The sequence below is a fragment of the Paludisphaera soli genome, assembly GCF_011064595.1.
GTDB classification, from domain to species: domain Bacteria; phylum Planctomycetota; class Planctomycetia; order Isosphaerales; family Isosphaeraceae; genus Paludisphaera; species Paludisphaera soli.
In genome coordinates this window covers 1-20436 of the sequence record NZ_JAALJI010000028.1, presented here as the reverse complement: position 1 = coordinate 20436, position 20436 = coordinate 1, and the positions used below count along the sequence as shown (strand labels likewise).

Here is a 20436-nt window from a genome sequence, read left to right as displayed (position 1 = left end):
GGGGCGGGTCAGCCCAGGCGGCGGACCTCGTAATACCGGCTGATGACCCGGATCCGCTTGACCAGCCGCGCCACCACGAAGCCGGTGAGCAGCAGGCAGACGACGAAGATGTTGCCATAGGGGAGGATCCCCGGTTTCATCCAGCCGGCGTGCGTCCGGCTCCAGTCGACGGCCGCGTATCCGAAGAGCGCCAGGTAGCCGACGACCGCCAGGCCGGTCGTGAACCAGACGACGCCCTCGCGGAACCACAGGCCCGACGCGGCGATCATCAGCGGGTAGCCGATCAGCAGCGGCGTATCGAGCTCCTCCATGATCCAGAGCAGGAGCGTCAAGCAGGCCATGTCGCCGAAGATCCAGAATCCCCGGAGCGGGTCGGACCCCCAGCCTCGTTTTTGCAATTGCTGGAAGAGGAGCGTCAGAGCGGCCCAGAGGCCCAGCACCATCTGGACCGAGCGGTGGGCCAGCGCGTCGGGAGCGGGGGAGAGGACGCGGTAATTTAGCTCCGTCAGCAAGCTGACGAGGGCCAGGCCCGAGAGCCTGGCGACGATCTCCGGCTCGCGACGGCTCCATCGCTTCAGCTTCTGCAGCGGGCCGGTGGCTCCGATCGCGTCGCCTTGCAGGAAGCGGGAGAGTTCCTCGGAGAGCTGGTCGGCGGTCGCGTAGCGGTCCTTCGGGGCCTTCTCCAGGCACTTCAGGCAGATATGCTCCAGCTCGCGCGGGACCTGCGGGCGAAGCTCGCGCGGGGGGATCGGGTCGCAGTAGATGGCCTGCATGACGGTTTCCATCGTCGTCGCCATGCGGAACGGCGGCCGGCCGGCCAGCAGTTCGTAGAGGATCGCCCCCAGGCCGTGGACGTCGGTGGCCGGGCCGATGGCGTCGCGCTCGCCCGAGGCCTGCTCGGGCGCCATGTAGCTCGGCGTGCCCAGGACGGCCCCGGACGCGTTGATCGAGTCGTCGCGCGAGGCCTGGCGGGCCAGCCCGAAGTCGGTGATCTGCGGGACGCCGTCGCGGTCGATGAGGATGTTCGACGGCTTCAGGTCGCAGTGGATGAAGCCCTGCTCGTTGGCGTACTGGACGGCCCGCGCGAGGACCTCGATCAGCCCGGCGGCGGCCATGGCGTCGTCGCGATAGCGGTCCATGCGGCTCGCCAGGCTCCCCCCCTCGACGAGCCTCATGGTGAAGTAGAGGAACCCGTCCAGCTCGCCGACCTCGTAGATCGGCACGACGTTGGGGTGGTCGAGCTTCGCCGCCAGCGCGGCCTCGCGGCGGAACCGCTCGCGCTCGGACTCGGTGGCCATCGCGCCGCTGAGGATCATCTTGATCGCCACGACCCGATTCAGGGCCGTGTCGCGCGCCTTGTAGACGACCCCCATCCCGCCGCGCGCCAGCTCGGCGATCAGCTCATACTTGCCGAGCCGCTGGCCCTGGGCGGGGGGGGCGGAGGAAGACAGGGACGAGGGCCGACGCTCCTCGGCGGTCCCGCCCTCCCGGGTCGGCGGCGGCCAGACTTCGGTCGCCGCGAGGCCCCCGGCGGCGTGGAGGGCCTCGAACAGCCGGACGATGACTTCCGGATGGCTCGGGAACCGTGAGTGGTACTCGTCGGCGGTCGGCCGCTCGCCGGCGGCGGTCCTCAGTTCGATCTCCAGCCCGGCCAGTTCTTCCAGGAGTCGGGGGCGGGCCGGGTCGTCGGCGTGGCCGAGATAGTCCTCGACGCGGGGCTGCTTGCGCGCCCGCCAATCGGCCTCGAATCGCTCGCACGCATGATGGATCCGCCGCGCGACCGCCAGCGACTCGGGGCCGGGGCCCGGGCCTTCGGTCTTCGACAGGGCCTCCGGTCCGTTCAGCATGGAGGGGCCTCGTCGCCGTGCGTCCAGGTCTTGCGGATCAGGTCGAGCCGGCGGGCGACGGTTCGGCGGGCGCAGCCGAGGCGCTCGGCGATCTCGTCGCAGGTGTAGCCTTCCATCCGGCTGACGGCCACCTCGCGGAGCCCGTCGTCTCCCAGCGCGTCGAGCAGGCGCTGGAACTCCTCGGCGACCATCGCGGCGAACTCGGGGCTGGGGTCCGGCCCGGCGAGCAGGTCCAGCCCCTTCGGGTTGCGATCGGGCTCGGACGCGCGGCGCCCGCCGCCCCGCTTGAGCCGGCGTTCCCGCCCCGCCTGGGCGAAGGCCTTCCGGGCCGTGATGACGACCAGGAGCTTCCAGAGGTCCTCGCGGTCGTCGAGCTTGGGGAATTTGCCTTTGGCCGCGCCGGTGCAGAAGCTGTTGAAGGCGGAGATCGCCGCGTCTTCCTCGTCCTCGTCGGCGCCGGCCTTGTTCAGGCCTCGTAGCTTGGCGCGGGCCAGCACCACGAGCTTGCTGAAGTAGCGCTCCCAGAGGGGTTGCGCGGCGGCCAGGTCCCCGACCTTGAGGTCGTCCAGCCAGTGCGTCACCGACCCTTGATCGTCCACGGTCATGGCTCGACTCGGCCTCTCCGACGAAGAAGTGCTGCACGACCGCGCCCGGATCGCCGGGAGGTCACGGGGCCTCGACGGCGTTCTCGGCGACCTCGGCCGGGGTCAGAGGCCGGATCGCCACCTTGCGGACGAGACCGGCGGACTCCCAGGTGGCGAAGCCGAGCGGCTGGCTCGCGCGGACCTGGATCCGGGTCCCGAGCCGGCGGCCCCGGACGTCGACCTTCACGACCTCCTTGTCGTCGATCCAGCAGCGCACGGCCGCCTCGGTCACGCGGACGCGGAAGCGATACCAGGTCCGGTCGCGATACTTAAAACCGACGGTCGTCTCGTTCTCGGAGGCGTCGGCGCCGTCCAGGCTGGAGAGCCCGGTGATGTTGCCCCCCCAGCCGCCGTTGACCAGCGTGAGGAAGCCGTCGTTGGCCGGGAACGTGGCCGCGGCGAAGAAATCCGACCCCTCGGTCCGCATCGCTTCGTAGGACAGCTCGTAGTCCGACTTCGGGAGGTCCTCGATCGTCGTGGTCACGCCCGACATCGACTTGCCCACCGGCAGCACGATCGCGCCGTCGTCGACCCGCACGTCGATCGCGTCGGCGCCGTAGAACGGCGTCTTCTTCCAGCCGTCGAGGGTCGCGCCGTCGAACAGGGGCCGGGGCTTCGGGGCGGGGGGCGGCTCGTCCGCGAGGCTCGCGGCGACGAGGCCCAGGCAGGCCGCGAGTCCGAGGGTCCGGGCGAGCGACGTCGACATGGCCGTCTCCTGCTTCGATCCGCGTGGTTCTCTGCGCACAATCTAACATATCCCCGAACGCGGTCGGGGTCGACCGCCGCGCGACGACCCGAAGTCGGCCGACGGGCCCGGAATGCGACGAGATACGGGGGGACGATCGCCGGTGTGTCGCGCCTCGGCCCGGTCGGCGTCCTACAATCGTTCAAGATCGGCCGCGCGGCGGCCGGACAAGCTGGGCCGTCGTGAGGGACCGACCATGAAGGGCCGAACGGCCGAAGGCGGCTTCCGCCGTCGCGATCTGCTCGGCGCGACCGCCGCCGGGCTCCTGGGGGCCTCGACCTGGTCCGGGGCTCTTGCCGAGTTCCAGGCTCCGGCGAGCCTCGGCGCGACCCCGACCCCTGCGCGCGACGCCGACGAGGCCGAGGTCGGGCGAAAGCTCCGCGAATGCGGCCTGGGCGAACCCGGACGGCTGCGGTCCAACCACTACCTCGCGCTCGGCGATGCGTCGGAGTCGTTCATGCGGTCGACCCTGACCGACTGCGAGCTGCTCTCCATCGCCTACTTCCGGCATTTCGAGGAACGGGGTTTCGAGGTCCGCCGACCCGAGCGTCCGCTCCTCGTAGTCGCCTTCCGCGACGAGCGATCGTTCGGCCGATACCACGGCATCCCGCCGACGGGCGGCGCGCAGCCGGTTGGGATCTACGACAAGGTCGCGAACACGCTCAGTGTATTCGACTGGCGGAACGTCCCGATGGCGAGCCGGGCGTCGAACAAGAACGTCCAGACGGTCTCGCACGAGGGCACCCACCAGCTGACCTTCAACTCCGGGCTGCTGGACCGGCAGGCCGACGTCTCGCTGGCCATCGTCGAGGGCCTGGGGACGTATGGCGAGCCTCGCAAAGTCCTCGGGGAGAGCGACCTGGGCCGGCTGAACGTCCAGCGCGTCGACGACCTGGCGAAGCTCCGCCGGACGGTCGCCTGGATCCCGGCCCGCGACCTGCTGATGGACGACGCGATCCTGCGGCAGGGACTCTTCGGCCGGGTCCTGCTCGCCTACGCCGAGTCGTGGGCCCTGGTCCACTACCTGCTCAACGACAAGGAGCGTCGCCCCGGCTTTCGCGACTATCTGAAGCTCGCGCGGACGCGGACCACGCCCGAGCATCGCCGGGCCGACCTGGAACGGCACCTGGGCGACCTCGACGACCTGGATCGGGAGCTGCAGGCCTACGCCGTCCGGCTGGTCCGCTCGCTCTGATCGCGTCGATGTTTCGAAACGACGACGCGGGCGGAACGGGTTCGACCCGTCGCGCCCGCGACTCGGTTCGTTCGGAGGTCGCTTCGGCCGGTCGGCCTCAGTTCGCCTTCGGGTTCAGGAGGGACGATCCGGGGAGCGGCGGCAGCGAGGCCGTGGTCTCCTCGGCGGAGGGCATGAGCTTGACGGCGGCCTCGCGGACCTCCGGCGATGCGTCGGACTGGGCCATCTCGACGATCCGTCGCTTGACGGAGACGTCCTCGGTCTTCTGGGCACCGAGGGCCTCGACGGCGTGGATGCGGACGGTCTCGTCGGCGTCGTGGGAGAGCTGGAGGAGCCAGACGACCGGGTCGATGTCGGTGCGACCCTTGATCAGCGAGATCACCGAGGCCCGCTGATCCGCGCGGGGGCTGGTCATCAGGCCGCCGAGGCCGATCAACTCCTGATTGAGGCCTCGGAGCTTGAGGGTCGCCACGGCCGCGTCGTGGATGGCGGCGTCGGAGTCGTGCAGCCGCTTGAGCAGGAGGTCCTCGGTCAGCAGGCCCGGGCGGCCGGCGAACGAGACGACGGCCTGGCGGCGAACCTCCACGGCGGGGTCGTCGAGGTAGGCGATCGCCGGAGCGGCGGCCGAGTCGATGAGCAGGTAGCCCAGCGAGTAGATCGCGGCGGCGCGGGTGCGGACGTCGGTGCTGGCCAGGCAGCGGACGACGGGGCGGTGGACCGCCTCCTTCCAGTCGGCGATCGTCCGCTCCTCGTCGGCCGACGGCGTCCGGCCGGGGATCCAGGCCCAGAACCGGTGCGACTCGCCCAGGGCGACGAAGCGGACCTCGGCGTCGGGATCGGCGAGGGCGACCGAATAGATGTCGTGGATCGGCTTGAGGGCCTCGATGTACCGGGGCGGGGCCGGGTCGACGCCGAACTTTTCGAGGACCGCCGCGGCGACGACGGCCGAGGCGGCGCGGCCGGGGGCCTGGAACTGCAGGAAGCCGGCGCGGACGGCCGTCAGGATCTCCAGCAGTTCGGCGGCCTCCGACTCGGTCGCGGCGACCTTCGGCGCGTCCTCGGGCTTGGCGGTCAGACGCTTGTGGACGACCTCCAGGGCCCGTGCGTCGCCGGCTCGCAGCCCCCGGACCAGCTCGGCCGTCGTGCTGGATTCGCCGTAGGCCGCAGCCGTCTCGACGGTCGCCTTGGCTCCGGCCCCCGGCCGCCGGGCGGACGTCGCCCAGTACAAGCCCGCGCCGGCCGCGACGACGGCCAGGCCGCCCGTGATCCAAAGTCCCGCCCGACCTCGCTCTGGCATGGTGGCCTCCCTGCGTTGTTCGGAACCCATTCCCTTGATTCCCGCGCCCACGGCGCGGCCGCTTGCCGTCTCAACCGCCGACCTCGGGAGGATTCGCCGAGCGGCGAAGGGCGATCGAAAGGACGAGCGTCCGCGACTTGACGCCCGCCTTCCGGGGCGGACGGCGCGTCCTCGTGATTTGGGGTGGATCTTAGTGAGTCTCGGCGACCCGGCAAGAGCGATCTCGAATTCGACTGCAGTTTTCGACGCCCCCTGCCGACAGGTCTCGCGTGGGGCCGGAAAGGCCCGATCTCAGGGTTTTCCCAGATCGCCCGTCTTTTCTCCGGGATCGGAAATTGCCCGTTTTACGCGGGAGAGGGTCAGGAATCGCGGGCGAGAGTCCGATTCCTAATCCAGTCAAGGGGAGTCGGGCGTGGTCTCGGGAAGGAGTCCCGGGGAGGCGTCGCGCCCGATGCGTCCGAGTTTGAGGAGCGCGGCACATGAGCGGACCTGGGATGCACCGATCACGCTCGGAAATCGGCAAGGCGCTGGGGCGTGGGCTGCTGCTGGCGCTCTGCGTCGGCCTCACGCACGCCCCGGCGGGGGCGGGGATCGGCTGGTCGAAGATCGACCCGGCTCAGGTGGTCCCGCTCGAACAGATCCCGGCCGAATATCGCGAGCAGGTCAGCGAGGTCATCCGCGACCACACGTTTCACCGCAGGGGGGAGGCCGAGGCCTTCCCGTGCGACCCCTCGCTCTACCTGGCCCTCGTGAACGAGCCCGCCATCACCCTGGCGCTCTGGAAAGATCTGGCCGAGTCGCCGGTGCGGATCAAGCGGACCGGCCCGGACAGCTACCAGGGCGATGACGGCTCGGGGTCCTCGGCCGCATGGCAGTTCCTCGTCCGCTCGGCCAAGGTCCACGTCCTGCTGGCCGACCTGAACTTCGTGAGCCCACGCGGCAACACCCGGATCGACGCCCGGGTCGTCCTGGTCGTGCGCGCCGGGTACTACCGCGAGGTGAACAAGGAGCCTTACGTCCAGCACGACCTGGAAGCCTTCGTGAAGGTCGATTCCAAGGGCTGGAAGACCCTGGCACGCACCCTCCGGCCGGTGGTCGAGCGATTGCTGGAAGACCAGGTGAAAGAGGCCGGCCAGTTCGTCTCGCTGATGAGCAAGCTGGTGGTGAGCTACCCCAACTGGGCCACCGAGGTCGCCAGCCGGGAGCCCGAGGCCACCCCGGAGACCCGCGCCCAGTTCCGCCAACTCGTGGCGATGAACCGCCGCCCCGACGCCTCCGAAGGCCGGCCCGTCGTCATGGCCGACGCCTCTCAGGCGGCCGATTCGCGACGGCGTTGAGTCGGTTAAGGCAGCCCGGCCCGATCGACGCAAGTCGCGGGCCGGGCCGGGGTCGTCAGGCGTCCACGTCGTCAAAGACCGGCTTGCGATGCGGCGCGTCCGGGTCGATGCCGGTCCGGATCATCGCCATCCGCTCGCGATGCATGATGAGCATCTTCACGACCCCGCTGAAGGTGCCGCAGGCGATGGCCGCCAGCGCGATCCAGGCGAACCAGGGTATGCTGTAAGCCATGTGCGTGCCGACCTCGACGATCTGCATGGGGGCGTTCCTGTAAACGTCGCGACTTCGGGCCGTCCCGGGACACGTTCGTCCGCCGGTTCGGAATATCCGCCCGCCCCGCCTACTTGACCGGCGGCCCGCCCATTTCGTGGAGGCGTCGCCGCATCTCCCATCCGGCCAGCGAGTCCAGGGGGCGTACCACGTCGCTCGGGTCCACGTCCAGATCGACCGCGACTCGCACCCAGCAGCCGATGCGCTCGACGTCGCCGACCGCCGGCGCGGGGGTCATCCAGGCCCGGACCGAGCCGTCGGCGCAACCGGCGGCGAGGCGGCGGCCGTCCGGCGAGAACGCCAGGGCCTGGACGCGCCCCCCCTGGTCCAACGGCGGGCCGACGGCCAGGCCGGAGCCGGCGTCCCAGAGCCGGGCGAGGCCGTCGCGCCCCTGCGTGGCGATCAGCGAGCCGTCGGGATGGAAGACGGGGGCGGCGTCTCGGCCGTCGTGCTGGAACGGCTCGCCCAGCGTCGAAGCGTCGCGGGCCGACCGCATCCGGACCTCGCCGAACTTCGAGACCAGGGCGGCCGCCTCGCCGTTCGGGCTGAATCCCGCCCAGACGATCTCGTCGTGATACGGCCGCTCGGCGACCGGCGAGGCTTCGCGCGCGTCCCAGAGACGAATCATCCCGTCGCGGCAGCACGTCAGGATGCGATCGCCCGCCGGGTGGACCGCCATCGCGGTCAAGGGGGCCGGATGGCGGCGAGGAGGCTCGTTCCAACGCGGGCCGTCGGACTCCCAGCAGTGGACCTCGCCCGCGTCGGTCGCGAACGCGACGAGCCCGCCGCCACTGGCGAGCGCCGTCCTGGTTTCGAATCCCGTCGGCGTCGGTCCCGACGAGAGCGGCTCGCCCGTCTCGGCGTCGTGGAGCCAAGTCCGGGCGCCGCGATCGAGGATCGCCCGGAACGAGCCGTCGGAAGCCGGGTGCAGCATCGCGACCGCCGCGCCGAGGGCCTTCGACTCGCCCAGCAACTCGCCCGTGAGGGCGTCCCATCGCCTGAGGACGCCCCCCTCGCAGCCCGTGAGGAGTCGTCGGCCGTCGGCCGTGAACCCCATCGCGCGGACGGGGCGGGGGTGGGGCATCGTCGGCCCGAGAGGCGTCCCCTGCGATACGTCCCAGATCCGCACCGCGCCGTCGGCGGCGGCCGTCGCCAGGCGTCGGCCGTCGGGACTGAACCGGATCGTCCGGACCTCGCCGGCGTGGGCGAACGTCCGCTCCAGCGTCCGGTCGCGGCGGTGCCAGGCCGCCAGGCTCGCGCGGATGCCTCGCTCGCGATCCGACGCCCCTTGCTCCAGCGCCCGGGCCAGCCAGAGCATCCCCTCGCCTTCGCGGCCCCGGTTGAAGCACGTCGACGCCCGCTCCAGCGCCAGCCTCGCCTGCGACTCGCGGACCTGATCGAGGGCGGCCTGCTGTTCGTCCCGGTAGCGGATGGCCGCCAGCCAGGCTTCCAGGGCCGCGGCCAGCTCCAGGGGGGAGGCGTGGCGATCTTGCGGGCGGGCCGACATGGCCTTGAGGCAGATCGCCTCCAGATCGGCGTCGACGGTCTTGCGGACGCGTCGCGGGGACGGGAAGACGCCGCGCCGGACCTGCACCAGCATCGCCTCGACGTCCGTGCCGACGAACGGCGGCCGGCCGGCGAGCAGGTAGTACAGCGTCGCTCCCAGGCCGTACACGTCGCTCGCCGGGCCGATCCGGTCGGCGTCCCCTTCGGCCTGTTCCGGGCTCATGTACTGCGGGGTGCCGATCGCGGAGCCGGGACGGGTCATGTAGGGGACCTCGCGCGCCGGCCCGTCGAAGAGGGGCAGGGGGGAGGGGTCCGGGAAGTCGAGCGACTTGGCTATCCCCCAGTCGACCAGCAGGGTCTCGCCGAAGCGCCCGAGCATGATGTTCTCGGGCTTCACGTCGCGATGGACCACCCCCCGGCTGTGTGCGTAGCCGAGCGCGAAGCCGACCTCGACGACGGATCGCAGCAACCGCCGGAAGTTCAGCTCACGTTCCTCGGGACGGGCGGCCTTTTCGCCGCGGTGGAACCGATCGACGGCCGCCTGGAACGTCTCCCCCTCGATGAATCGCATGGCGTAATAAGGCCGGCCGTCGGGGTGTCGGCCCAGGCCGTAGACCGGCACGACCCCCGGGTGTTCGAGGCGGCCGGTGATCTCGGCCTCCTGGAGGAAGCGGAGCTGGCTCATCTCGTCGTGGGCGTGGCGGGGCTGAAGCTCCTTGAGGGCGACCCGGCGGTCGAGTTCGGTGTCGAGCGCCGTGTAGATCTCGCCGAGGCCTCCCCGGGCGTGCAGCCCGAGGACCCGGTAGCGGTCCATCGGCGGGACCGTCGAACCGCCTCCACCGTCGCCCGGGGGGGGCCCCGCGTAGCCCACCGTCGCCGAGGGCAGGCCGATCGTCAGGTCGGCGGGGGGCTCGTCGCTCAGTCGGGCCGCGTCGTCGGGGGCGAGGCTTCCCTGACGGCGGAGCACGTCGACCAGCGTGGATTCGGGCTCTCGCTCCCAGGTCTCGAACGCCGCGAGCAGGGCCCCCTGGTCGACGAGGCCTTCGCGGAGCGCCCGGAGGCCCACGGCCAGGTCGGTGTCGTCGCGTCGAGGCACGGGGATGCTCCCTCTTGGCGGTCGGGGCGGGGGCCGCTCGGGTTCACGATCCCCGAGCCGGCTCGCCGATAAGGCGGAAGTCGAAGGTCGGACGGAACCTCGGGGACGCCGGCCCGGATCGTTCCTCTAGGAGGAAGCGGGCCCGTTATGAGACAATCACCGCCCGGAAAAAGCTCGACCACCACGCGAAGGGATGAGTTCGAAGATCATGAGTGAAGGCAGTACGCCCGCCGGGCCGATCCCGATGGCCTGCGATTTCTGCGGACGGCCCGGTTCCGAGGCCGGCCCGATGATCGAGGGCAAGGCGCTCCAGGCCGTCGCGCAGGGCCATGAGATCGCCCACATCTGCAGCCAGTGCGTCGACGTGTGCGAGGGGATCTTTCAGCAGCATCAGCGCGCCAAGGCCCAGATCGAGAAGCTCCCCACCCCGCGCGAGCTGGTCGCGCACCTCGACGATTACATCATCGGCCAGGAGAACGTCAAGAAGACGCTGGCCGTCGCCGTCGTCAACCATTACAAGCGCGTGCTCGGCGGCGAGATCACCGACCCCGACCTCCAGGACGTCGAGGTCGCCAAGAGCAACGTCCTGCTGATCGGCCCCACAGGCTGCGGCAAGACGGCCCTGGCACAGACCCTCGCCCGACGGCTGCACGTCCCCTTCGCCATCGGCGACGCGACCACGTTGACCGAGGCCGGTTACGTCGGCGAGGACGTCGAGAACCTGATCCTCAAGCTCGTCATGGCGGCCGACTACGACATCGCCGCGGCCGAGAAGGGCATCATCTACATCGACGAGATCGACAAGATCGGCAAGACCAGCCAGAACGTCTCGATCACCCGCGACGTGTCGGGCGAGGGCGTCCAGCAGGCCATGCTCAAGCTCCTGGAAGGGACCGTCGCCAACGTCCCGCCCCAGGGGGGCCGCAAGCACCCGGAGCAGCAGTACCTCCAGGTCGACACCTCGAACATCCTCTTCATCTGCGGCGGCACGTTCGTCGGCCTGGAAGAGATCATCGGCAAGCGGCTGGGCCGCAAGATGATCGGCTTCGGCCGGGGGAGCGAGGCCCAGCAGGACCGCGAGCTGGAGCGCAACGAGCTGGTCGCCCAGGTCACGCCTGAGGACCTGGAACGCTACGGCATGATCCCCGAGCTGATCGGCCGGCTGCCGATCATCGCGACCCTCGACCAGCTCTCCATCGCCGACCTCGCCCGCATCCTACGCGAGCCGAAGGACGCCCTGACGAAGCAGTATCAGGTGCTGTTCCACCTGGACGGGGCGAAGCTGGAATTCACCGAAGGCGCCATCCACGCCATCGCCGAGCTGGCCAAGGCCCGAGGCACCGGCGCGCGGGCGCTGCGGTCGATCATGGAAAACCTGATGCTCGAAGTGATGTACGAACTGCCCGAGCGCGAGCCCGGCCAGATCTACGCCATCACCGACAAGATCGTCCGCAAGGAAGAGAAGCTCTTCGAACCGGCCGCGAGGCCCTGAGGTCGCCGCCATGAGCGAGGGATGCGTCGAGCCCGGATCGGGGCCGCGAGACGCGGCGGGGATCCGCCGTCGCGCGGTGCTCGGGGGGCTCGCCGCCCTCGGCTTCGGCGGCCCCGTCTTCCGACGCGCCCTCGCCGCCCAGGCGGCCGAGAAGGGCGCCGTCACCGCCGAGATGGTCCGCCAGGCCGAGTGGATCGCCGGAGTCGCGTTCACCGACGACGAGCGAGCCCAGGTGGCCGAATCGGCCGCCTCCAGCCTCCGCCGCTTCGAGGCCCTTCGCAAGGTCGAGATCGCTTACGACGTCCTCCCCGCCCTCCAGTTCAACCCCGCGCCAGGCCTGGCGCCCGCCGGGCCGGCGGAACGCAACCGGGCCGCGCCGATCGCGACGGGCCCGATCGGCCGTCCCGCTTCCGAAGAGGATCTGGCCTTCCTGCCGGTCGCTCGCCTGGCCGAACTGGTCCGCACGCGGCAGGTCACGTCGGTCGAGCTGACGAATCTGTACCTCGGCCGGCTCAAGCGGTTCGACCCGATCCTGAAATGCGTGGTGAATCTCACGGAAGAGCTGGCCCGGAAACAGGCGGCCGGGGCCGACGCCGAGATCGCCGCCGGGCGTTATCGCGGACCCTTGCACGGGATCCCCTGGGGGGCGAAGGACCTCATCGCCCACCCCGGCTATCCGACGACCTGGGGCGCGCCGCAGTTCCAGGACCGCGTGATCGACGTCAAGGCGACGGTCTCGGCCCGGCTCGAAGAGGCCGGGGCCGTGATGGTCGCCAAGCTCAGCATGGGCGCCCTGGCGATGGGGGACCGCTGGCACGGCGGCATGACCCGAAGCCCCTGGGACCCTCGCCGGGGATCGAGCGGCTCGTCGGCCGGATCGGCCTCGGCGGCGGCGGCGGGGCTGGTCGGCTTCGCGATCGGCAGCGAGACCCTGGGGAGCATCATCTCCCCGTGCCGGGCCTGCGGCGCGACGGGGCTCCGCCCGACCTTCGGCCGGATCAGCCGCCACGGCTGCATGTCGCTCTCGTGGACGATGGACAAGATCGGCCCCATCACCCGATCGGTCGAAGATTGCGCACTCGTCCTGGACGCGATCCACGGCCGCGACGGCCTCGACCCCACGGCGGTCGACCGGCCCTTCGCCTGGCCGCCGACGATCGACGTCGGCCGGATCAAGGTCGGCGTCCCGAGCCTCGACGGCAAGCCCGCCGAAGACCGACCCGAGGCCCGGACGCTCCGCGCGCTGGGCTTCGAACTGGTCCCCATCGAGCTGCCGACGAAGTATCCCCCCTGGGCCGTCTCGCTCATGCTGGGCACCGAGGCCGCCGCCGTGTTCGACGACCTGACGCGCCGACACGTCACCGAGGGCCTGAATGAGTGGCCCGAGACGTTCCGTGTCGGCCAGCTCACCCCGGCCGTCGAATACCTCCGCGCAGCGCGGGTGCGGACGCTCCTCATGGAGGAGATGGCCCGCGTCTTCGAGCAGGTCGACGTATTCCTCGGCTGGGGCGGACCCGACCTGACGATCACGAACCTGACCGGCCATCCTTCGGTCATCTTCCCCGCCACGCTCCGCGACCGCGACGGGCACCCTTCGCCCTCCACGATCACGCTGACCGGCCGCCTCTATGACGAGTCGACGCTGCTCGCCGTGGCCCTCGCCTGCGAGGCCGCCGTCGCCGACGCGGGCCGACGCCCGCCGCTGGAAACCTACCTGGCCGCGGGACTTCCCCCGGCGTCCGACTGAACCGACGAGCCGCCGCGCCGGGGAGATCCCGACGCGCCGGCCGTTCCTGGCCTCGTTCAGTCGTCGTCGTCGTCGCGCTTGGGCTTGGGCAGGACGAAGGCGGCGCGGACGGGGGGCGGCATCACGGAGTCGGCCCCTCGGACGGCCTTCCAGATGATCTCGTTGAACACGAGGTCGTCGGCCTTATCTTCTTCGTCCAGGTCCAGCTTGAGCGACGCCTCGGCGCCGGGGGCGTCCGCGGCGTTCCGCTGATTGATGTCGATCCGCGCGGGGACGTGCCGATACGGGGCGAGGTCGGGCTGCTCGGTGAAAGAGGCCCACATCGGCCGGGCGGCGGCGTCGAACTGGCTCATCGGGTCGAGGCCCAGGATCAGCTCCATGGTGCGGAGCATCGACGAGGTGGAGTACATCGTGGAGTCCACGGACTTCCGCTTGATGTACGGGCTGATCGCCAGCGCGACCGTGCGGTGGGCGTCGACGTGGTCCGACCCGTTCTGGGCGTCGTCCTCGACCACGAACACCGCCATCTCATTCCAGAACTTCGAATGACTGAGCCCTTCGACCACCCGGCCGAGGGCCAGGTCGTTGTCGGCGACCATCGCCTGCACGGTCGGGACGCCGGGTCGGGTGCCCGACGTGTGGTCGTTCGGCAGGCGCATCACGATCAGTCGCGGCAGTTCGCCCTTCTCCTCGAACGCCTTCAGCTCGACGAGGAAGCGGTCGGCTCGTTCCTGATCGGGGACCGTCAGGTCATACACAGGGTAGTCCGGGTCGAAATTCCCCCTCAGCGACTCGATCTTCGTCGTCGCGACGGCGCCCGGCCCGGAGCCCTTGGAGACGAACTCGCCGTAAGAGCGATAGGAGACGCCTTTCTCCTTGGCCTTGTCCCAGAGATATCCGCCGGAGGGGAAGGCGATGTCGAGCTTGCCCTCGGCGGGGTAGGGGACGCGGCGGTCGCCGCGGTAGCTGAGCGGCCAGGTCCGCTCGACGAAGTCGGTCGCGTAGGCCCCCATCGTCCATTCATGGCCGTCGGCGCTCACCTCGCCGTCGACGTAGAAATTGTCGAGCAGGACGAACTCGCGGGCCAGGGCGTGGTGGTTCGGCGTGATCTCCTCGGGGAAGAGGCAGAGCTGGGGATCGCCGTTCCCCTCGGGCATGTCGCCGAAGACCTGGTCGTAGGTGCGGTTCTCCTTGATGATGTAGATGCAGTACTTGATCGGCGAGGGGTCGCCGACCTTGCCGGGGATGGGGTTGCCGGCCGGCGCCTTCGGCCCCGACGCCGTCGCCGCCCCCTCGGCGGCCAGCGGGCAGGACTCGTAGACGGTTTTGGTGTACCCCGCCATCTGCTGGGGAGTGGGCGTCGGGAGGGTGGAGAGCGTCCCCTTGAAGAGCCCGCCGATGTACTCGCGGATCGAAGGGGTGGCGACGCCCGGGGCGGGGCCTTCGCGATTGGCCCGGGACGTGGTCCCCTTGCCGTTGGCGATCCAGAGCGACTTCCCGTCGCGCGACGACCGCACCGAGGTCGGATACCACCCGGCGGGGATGAAACCCAGCGGGGCGCTGTGGGCGGGGTCGGCGATGTTGACCACCGCCACGTCGTTGGTGTCGGCATTGGCCACGAACAGGATCGACTCCTCGGGCGTGGTCGCCAGCGAGTTCGGCGTGCTCCCCGAAGGGGCCTTGGGGTGGATCGCCGTGCCGATCGTCGCCAGCGGTCGTCCGGCCTCGGCGTCGAAGACGCTCACCGTGTTGCGGTTGGCGTTCGCCACGAACAGGAACCGGCCCCCCTTGGTCAGGAGCATCTCGTTCGGGTGCTCCTCCGTCTTCCACGACCCGACGACCATCCGTCCGGCCGTCTCGAGGACGGTGACCTCGGCGCGTCCCCAGAGGCTGACGTAGAGTCTGCCACGCGACTCGTCGAGCGTCAGGCCGTAAGGGTAACTGTCTTTCGGCAGGGCGATCTCCGCGACGGCCTTTCCGGCGTTCAGATCGAGTTGGACGACCTGATGGGCGAAGGCGTCGGCCACCCAGAGCGTCGAGCCGTCCTTCGACGGCGCGAGTCCGGCCACCGCGCCCTTCGCCTCGTCGGCGCCGCGTCGCGAGCGGGGCAGGGGGGTGGTGGCGTCTTCCACGGTCGGCGCGCCCCCCACATGCAGCGAGAGCGTGCGCCGGTTCGTGAGGAGGCCGTCGGCGTGGTCGAACGCGTAGACGACGTCGTCGAACCCGCCCCCCACGAACAGCTTCGCGCCGTCGGCCGACCAGGCCATCCCGCCATAGGTTTCCGGGATCGTCGCACGCCCGATCACGCGGCTCGTGCGGGCGTCGAGGGTGACGGCTTCGTGCTCGCCGTAGCCGGCGTGGAGGATGGCGAGGATCGGCCGGGAGGGGTGTTCGGCGAGCAGGATCGGGAAGTCGCCGAGCGGCGTCTGGCGGCCCACCGGCTTCAGCGACCAGCCGTTCGGCAGGAGCACGGACCCCGAGGGCTTCAGGCCCGGCCAGACGATTTCCACGGCCCGCGCCGGTTTCTCAGGGACGACCTGCCCCACGACCGTCGCCGCCCGCCCCACGAGCCCGAGACAGACCGCCAGCCTTATCATCCGTCGCATCATGTTGCTCCGCTTCGCCATCGGCCGAACGACTCGCCGGCCGCTCCGGTCGCATCGTAGCAGGCGGCGACACTCCCGGCGCGTGCCGGACGCCGGCTTGACGGGCTTTTCATAATTCCCTCGCCGTCCGATCAATCTCGACGCGGGCGACGAGCCGACCCACCGCCACGGGCGCGCGGAAACGGCCAGGGAGGGGGCTTTGGGAGCCCCTCCCTGGCCGTTTCCGACGATCGATCGGAGGGAGTCGGCAAGGATCAGGTCAGGTCGTTCAGCGGGCCGTCGCCGCAATGGTCGGGGTTGCCGAACTTCGTAAGCTCGGTGTGGCCCATGCCGTGGGCGATCGAGAGCAGCAGGCGGTTGTGGGCGACCTTCTTGTACTTGAGCGACCGCCCCATCTTGAAGTCGAGGCCGTTGCCCACGAGGACGAACGGGATGTCGTTGAGCGTGTGGGAGTTCCCCTTGCCCAGCTCGTTCGTCCAGATGATCGTGGTGTTGTCCAGGAGCGACCCGGGCCCGCCGGGCTCGGGCGTCTCGGCGAGCCGCTTCGCCATGTAGGCCAACTGCTCGCAGAACCACTTGTTGATCTTGATCAGCTTCTCGACTGACGCCGCGTCGCTGTCCGGGTTGTGGGACAGCTCGTGGTGGCCTTCCGACACGCCGAGCCAGTTCATCTTCGCCATGCCGACCGAGTTCGTGTACTGGAGCGTCGCGATCCGCGAGAAGTCGGCCGCGAAGCTCTGGACCATCAGGTCGATCTGGGTCTTGCTGATCTTGGGGATCTCGTCGTTGACCGTCTTGATGCCCGGCTCCAGCTCCGGCACGGGATGATCAAGCCCGGCGCCGTCGTCGTGCTTCAGCTCCTGCTCCATCTCGCGGACGAAGGTCGCGTGCTCTTCCAGGATGCGGCGGTCCTCGACGCTCACGGCGGACTCGATCTTCTTGAGGTCCCCCTTCACGTCGTCGAGGATGCTCTTCAGGCTCTCCTGGTCCTTCATCCGGCCGTAGAGCTTCGAGAACATCTGGTACGGGTCGTCGATCGGGGCGATCGGCTTGTTCGGCCCGTCGTACACCATGCGGGTCCAGGTGTCGGCCCGCTCGGGGACCATCACGCCGAACTCCAGCGAGCCGAACCGCGTCCGCGTGGCCTCGTCGGCCTGATACTTCTTCTTGATCTCCTGGTCGATCGACAGGCCGCTCGCCCAGCCGGCCGGCGTATCCGACCCCCCCTGGATGTTGCCCGGGAACAGCTCGATGCCCGTCAGAAGGCAGCCCATCCCGCGCATGTGATTGTCGCCGTCCCCCCGGACCTTGTCGCAGACCCCGTTGAGGATCAGCGTCTTGTCCTTGAACGGCTCCAGCGGGGTGAGGATCTCCTTCAGTTTGAAGTCGGCCCCTTCCTCGTCCGGCCAGAAGGCGTCCGGGATGACGCCGTTGGGGCTGAACATGACCACCAGCCGCTTCTTCCGCGCGGTCGTCCCGGCGAAGCCCAGGCTCGGCAGGTTCAGGACGAACGGCAGGGCCGCGGCGCTGAGGCCGAGGTCTCGTAGGAACGTCCTTCGTGTTCGGGTCCGGGCCATGTTTCGTCTCCGTGGGGAACGTGGCGACGCATCGCCGGGGGATGATCGGATCGATTCGTGTCACGCGAGGCGGGGGCGAATCAGGGGGTCGTCGCGACGGCCGGGGCCGACCCTTGATTGTTGTCCGACGGTCGCCGCGGGGTCAACGCCGAGGCCGCCATCGCGTCCACCATCAGGCGTCGCATGTTGAATCCCTGCTCCTCGAACGCCTTGGTCAGCTTCTTCAACTCTTCGGGTCCGAACGCGTTGATCGGCTGCTTCACCAGATAATGGAACAACTGCTGGGTGAAAGCGGTGTGAGACTCCTCGGTCTCGGCCAGATACCTGGCCAGGTCCTGGGGCCCGTTGAAGACGACCGACTCGCCCGATCGCGAGTGGTACTCGCCCGTCGGGTCGATCGGCTTGCCGTTCTCTTCCTTGCGGAATCGGCCCACGGCGTCGTAATTCTCCAGCGCGAAGCCGACCGAGTTGATCATGGTGTGGCACATCTGGCACGCCTTGGGACTCGTCTGGAGGGTCACCCGCTCCCGCGTGGTGAGCCCCGCGTGCAGGTCGGGGGCCAGCGGCGCGACCGCCTCGGGGGGCGGCATCAGCGAACGACCCAGGACCCCCCGCGTCAGGAACACCCCGCGATGGATCGGCGAACTGGTCGCGGTGTAGGCGTTGCTCGCCATCAGATAAGGATGGGTGACCAGCCCCGCCCGAGGCTCCTCGCCGAGCTTGACCTTCTGGAAAGGCGCGTCCGCCGGCAGCGAGGCCCCGTAGAACTGGGCCAGCCGACCGTTCAGATGGATCTCGTCGACCGAGAGGAAGCGCCGGAAGTCCGACCCCTCCGACCACGAGACCTCCTCCAGGAACATTTCCAACGACGTGCGCAGATCGCTCGCGATCTGCTCGTCGAAGCCCGGGAAGACCTTCGGGTCCTTCGACAGGTCGGTCACGCGGTCGACCTTGAGCCACTGGAGCAGGAACTCCCGGAACTTGGCCTTCGTCCGCAGGTCCTCCACCATCCGCCCGGCCTGCTCTGCGACCTTCTCGCGGGACTTCAAGTCGTCGCGCGACGCCGCTTCCAGCAAGGTCGAGTCGGGCAGCGAATCCCAGAGCCCGAACGACAGCCTCGCGGCGACATCGTAGGCGTCGAGCGTCCCGCTCGGCTCGTGGTAGAGGAAGTTCGGCGACTTCAGGGCCGCCAGCACCACCTTCTTGACCGAGGTCTCCAGATCCACGCCCTCGCCGAACCGGCGATCGACGTACGCCGCCTTCTGCTCGTCGGTCAGCGGGCGACGGAAGGCCCGCTCGACGAACTTCGCGCAGAACTCCCGGACCTTCGCCTCCCGATCGGGGGCGTCCGGCTTCATCTGCGCGAGCTTGTCGAGCCGGCTCGACACATAGGCCGCCGCCTCCAGAGCCGCGTCGGTCGTCGCGTCGTCCCATGCCCTGGAGACCGACGTCCCTCGCTCATAGCCCATGCTGCGATCATCGGGGGGGAAGGGCGTCTGGAGCACGAACAGCTCCGGCGTCCGCTTCGGCGAGAGATGGCGCTCCGTGATCGGCTCGACGACCGCCTTGGGCCGCTTCCAGAGCAGGGCGATGCTCGCCTTGGTCGGCTCCGGCGTCACCTTCTTGCTGTCGTCGACCCCCTGCTTCCCCTTCGAGAGCTCCAGCCGGATCGGGTACACCCGCCCGCCGATCAGTCGAATCGTCTCGCGGAACTCCGTGTCGTTCCCCGACTTCACCCAGCGGTCGATCAGCGGCTTCTCCAGGTCGTTGATCCAGAGCCGCGTCGAGTGCTCGGTCCTGACCACGAACTCGTAATCCCCCGTGTCGGGAGCGAGGACCCCCCCCTCCCACCGGATGAAGAAGCGATGACCCACCTCCTGCGAGTCGGGGAGATTCACCCCGAAGTCGAACTGGATCCTCGGATCCACCCGATCGATGATCCGATCTTCCTTCTTCCAGTGCTGATGCGACTTGGAATAAACGCCCTGCAAGCCCTTCGGACCGTCCCACTCCATCGGCCCTCGAAAGCCGCCGATCAGGTCGGTGAGGGCGTTCTGATACTGGCGAACCGTCAGCCGTGAAAGCTCGATCCGCGCCGGCTTGTTCCGCGCCTGGGCGATGCTGGAATAGAAGGCCTCGTGGATATAGCTCGCCACCGCTTCGGCGTCCTCTCCGACGCAGGTTCCCGGGTCGTCCTCCGGCATCGTCTTGGTGATGTAGCTGGACAACTCCTTGACGGACTTGTCCCCCACCAGGGCGTAGGGGTAGTCCTCGCTCCCCTCGCCGGCTGCGCCGTGGCAGGACAGGCACTGCTTCGCGTAGAGAGCCTGGCCCCGCGAGGGTTCGTCGGCGAAGGCCCGATCAAGGCATGTAACGAGGACCCCCAATAAGGCCAGGAACCTCATCGAGGGAGGCGAGATCAAGATCCCGATGGAGAGCTTCATGGCGTCCCGACCCTGCGAAGGCGAGTGAGCGACGACCGAAAGCGACGGCGAACAGGGCGTCACGTATCGTCGCGGCGAACGAGGCGTGGACCAGGAGGGGGCGATGGCGGGGTGACGGAGTCGGTTGCGGGCGAAAACCGAGATTAAGCCGAGGATCAGCTGGAAAGATGTCGCAGCCTCAAAGGCGTTCAACATCTGTCCGACACACTCCTTTGTACGATACCACTGGAACCAAGACAAGGTCCTGAACCGTATGTGAAAGAAGCTCCATGGAAGGACGAAAACGCAAAGGCCCGCCGAATGGATGACCCGTCGCTCGATCAGGCGCTCCCTAATCAAGAAAAGAGCGTTCCACCGCACGCGGGTCCTTAGTCTGCTTCCGTATGGAAGGGGCTGTAGGTTGAAACAGGGGAAACGGGGGATCGGATCTCAGGAAACGCGGCGAGTACCATGAAAAAGACAAACCGAGTCGGAGGGACGCTGCACCGAGGCCCAGTCACCAGGTGGCACGAGGAATTCCTTCGGATTGAAAAACGAGGTGTCGCAGAAGTTTGGAGCGAAGCGGGCACCAAAAATCAAAAACACGCGCGGTGGGTTGTTGACGGTCGGCGATGGTCTGGTAGTATTTCCCT

14 protein-coding genes are annotated in these 20436 nt (G+C 69.2%); 4 read left to right on the top strand and 10 right to left on the bottom strand.

All coding sequences use genetic code 11. From position 1 onward, the window contains the following. Window positions 1-8: 8 nt before the first annotated feature. The 3 genes from G6O68_RS25835 to G6O68_RS25825 all read right to left on the bottom strand — a co-directional run bounded on the left by G6O68_RS25835 (window position 9) and on the right by G6O68_RS25825 (window position 3197). Entirely contained in the window at window positions 9-1847 is a 1839-nt protein-coding gene (locus G6O68_RS25835) for a serine/threonine-protein kinase (RefSeq protein ID WP_165251576.1), read from the bottom strand. Further along, window positions 1841-2452, bottom strand: coding sequence for an ECF-type sigma factor (locus G6O68_RS25830; protein ID WP_165251574.1), 612 nt, complete (start codon window positions 2450-2452; stop codon window positions 1841-1843). The genes G6O68_RS25835 and G6O68_RS25830 overlap by 7 nt, the downstream gene beginning before the upstream one ends. A gap of 61 nt (window positions 2453-2513) precedes the next feature. Beyond that, the gene (locus G6O68_RS25825; protein ID WP_165251572.1) at window positions 2514-3197 is read right to left on the bottom strand and encodes a 3-keto-disaccharide hydrolase; all 684 of its coding nucleotides are present in this window, start codon (window positions 3195-3197) and stop codon (window positions 2514-2516) included. A gap of 235 nt (window positions 3198-3432) precedes the next feature. On the opposite strand from G6O68_RS25825, the gene G6O68_RS25820 reads away from it, so the two are divergent. Beyond that, entirely contained in the window at window positions 3433-4431 is a 999-nt protein-coding gene (locus tag G6O68_RS25820) for a DUF1570 domain-containing protein (protein ID WP_165251570.1), read from the top strand. Between the two features lie 97 nt (window positions 4432-4528). Here the strand turns inward: G6O68_RS25820 and G6O68_RS25815 are convergent, their stop codons facing one another. Continuing rightward, a complete protein-coding gene (locus G6O68_RS25815) occupies window positions 4529-5728 on the bottom strand; it encodes a HEAT repeat domain-containing protein (protein ID WP_165251568.1) in 1200 nt (399 codons plus the stop codon). A gap of 479 nt (window positions 5729-6207) precedes the next feature. On the opposite strand from G6O68_RS25815, the gene G6O68_RS25810 reads away from it, so the two are divergent. Continuing rightward, window positions 6208-7065 (top strand): hypothetical protein, encoded by an 858-nt coding sequence (locus tag G6O68_RS25810; RefSeq protein ID WP_165251566.1) that lies wholly within the window; start codon window positions 6208-6210, stop codon window positions 7063-7065. Window positions 7066-7120: 55 nt separating this feature from the next. On the opposite strand, the gene G6O68_RS25805 is transcribed toward G6O68_RS25810, so the two are convergent. Together G6O68_RS25805 and G6O68_RS25800 are read right to left on the bottom strand one after the other, a co-directional pair. Beyond that, a complete protein-coding gene (locus G6O68_RS25805) occupies window positions 7121-7324 on the bottom strand; it encodes a hypothetical protein (RefSeq protein ID WP_165251564.1) in 204 nt (67 codons plus the stop codon). Window positions 7325-7406: 82 nt separating this feature from the next. Continuing rightward, complete coding sequence (locus tag G6O68_RS25800; protein WP_165251562.1) at window positions 7407-9938, bottom strand: WD40 repeat domain-containing serine/threonine protein kinase; 2532 nt, start codon at window positions 9936-9938, stop codon at window positions 7407-7409. A 208-nt stretch (window positions 9939-10146) separates the two neighbouring features. Between G6O68_RS25800 and clpX the strand changes: the two genes are divergently transcribed. Continuing rightward, a complete protein-coding gene (gene clpX, locus G6O68_RS25795) occupies window positions 10147-11430 on the top strand; it encodes an ATP-dependent Clp protease ATP-binding subunit ClpX (protein ID WP_315852141.1) in 1284 nt (427 codons plus the stop codon). Window positions 11431-11440: 10 nt separating this feature from the next. Then, window positions 11441-13177 (top strand): amidase, encoded by a 1737-nt coding sequence (locus G6O68_RS25790; protein ID WP_165251560.1) that lies wholly within the window; start codon window positions 11441-11443, stop codon window positions 13175-13177. Window positions 13178-13233: 56 nt separating this feature from the next. Here G6O68_RS25790 and G6O68_RS25785 read toward each other — a convergent pair whose 3' ends face one another. From G6O68_RS25785 to G6O68_RS32490, 4 genes are all read right to left on the bottom strand, one after another. Further along, window positions 13234-15804 carry a bifunctional YncE family protein/alkaline phosphatase family protein gene (locus G6O68_RS25785; RefSeq protein WP_240911507.1) on the bottom strand — a complete coding sequence of 857 codons (2571 nt, stop codon included), beginning with the start codon at window positions 15802-15804 and terminating at the stop codon, window positions 13234-13236. 233 nt (window positions 15805-16037) lie between these two features. Next, window positions 16038-17360, bottom strand: coding sequence for a DUF1552 domain-containing protein (locus G6O68_RS25780; protein WP_165251558.1), 1323 nt, complete (start codon window positions 17358-17360; stop codon window positions 16038-16040). 80 nt (window positions 17361-17440) lie between these two features. Then, window positions 17441-19804, bottom strand: coding sequence for a DUF1592 domain-containing protein (locus G6O68_RS25775; RefSeq protein ID WP_165251556.1), 2364 nt, complete (start codon window positions 19802-19804; stop codon window positions 17441-17443). A gap of 429 nt (window positions 19805-20233) precedes the next feature. Continuing rightward, window positions 20234-20436 (bottom strand): hypothetical protein (locus G6O68_RS32490; RefSeq protein WP_206108213.1); only part of this gene is annotated, 203 nt, incomplete at its 5' end.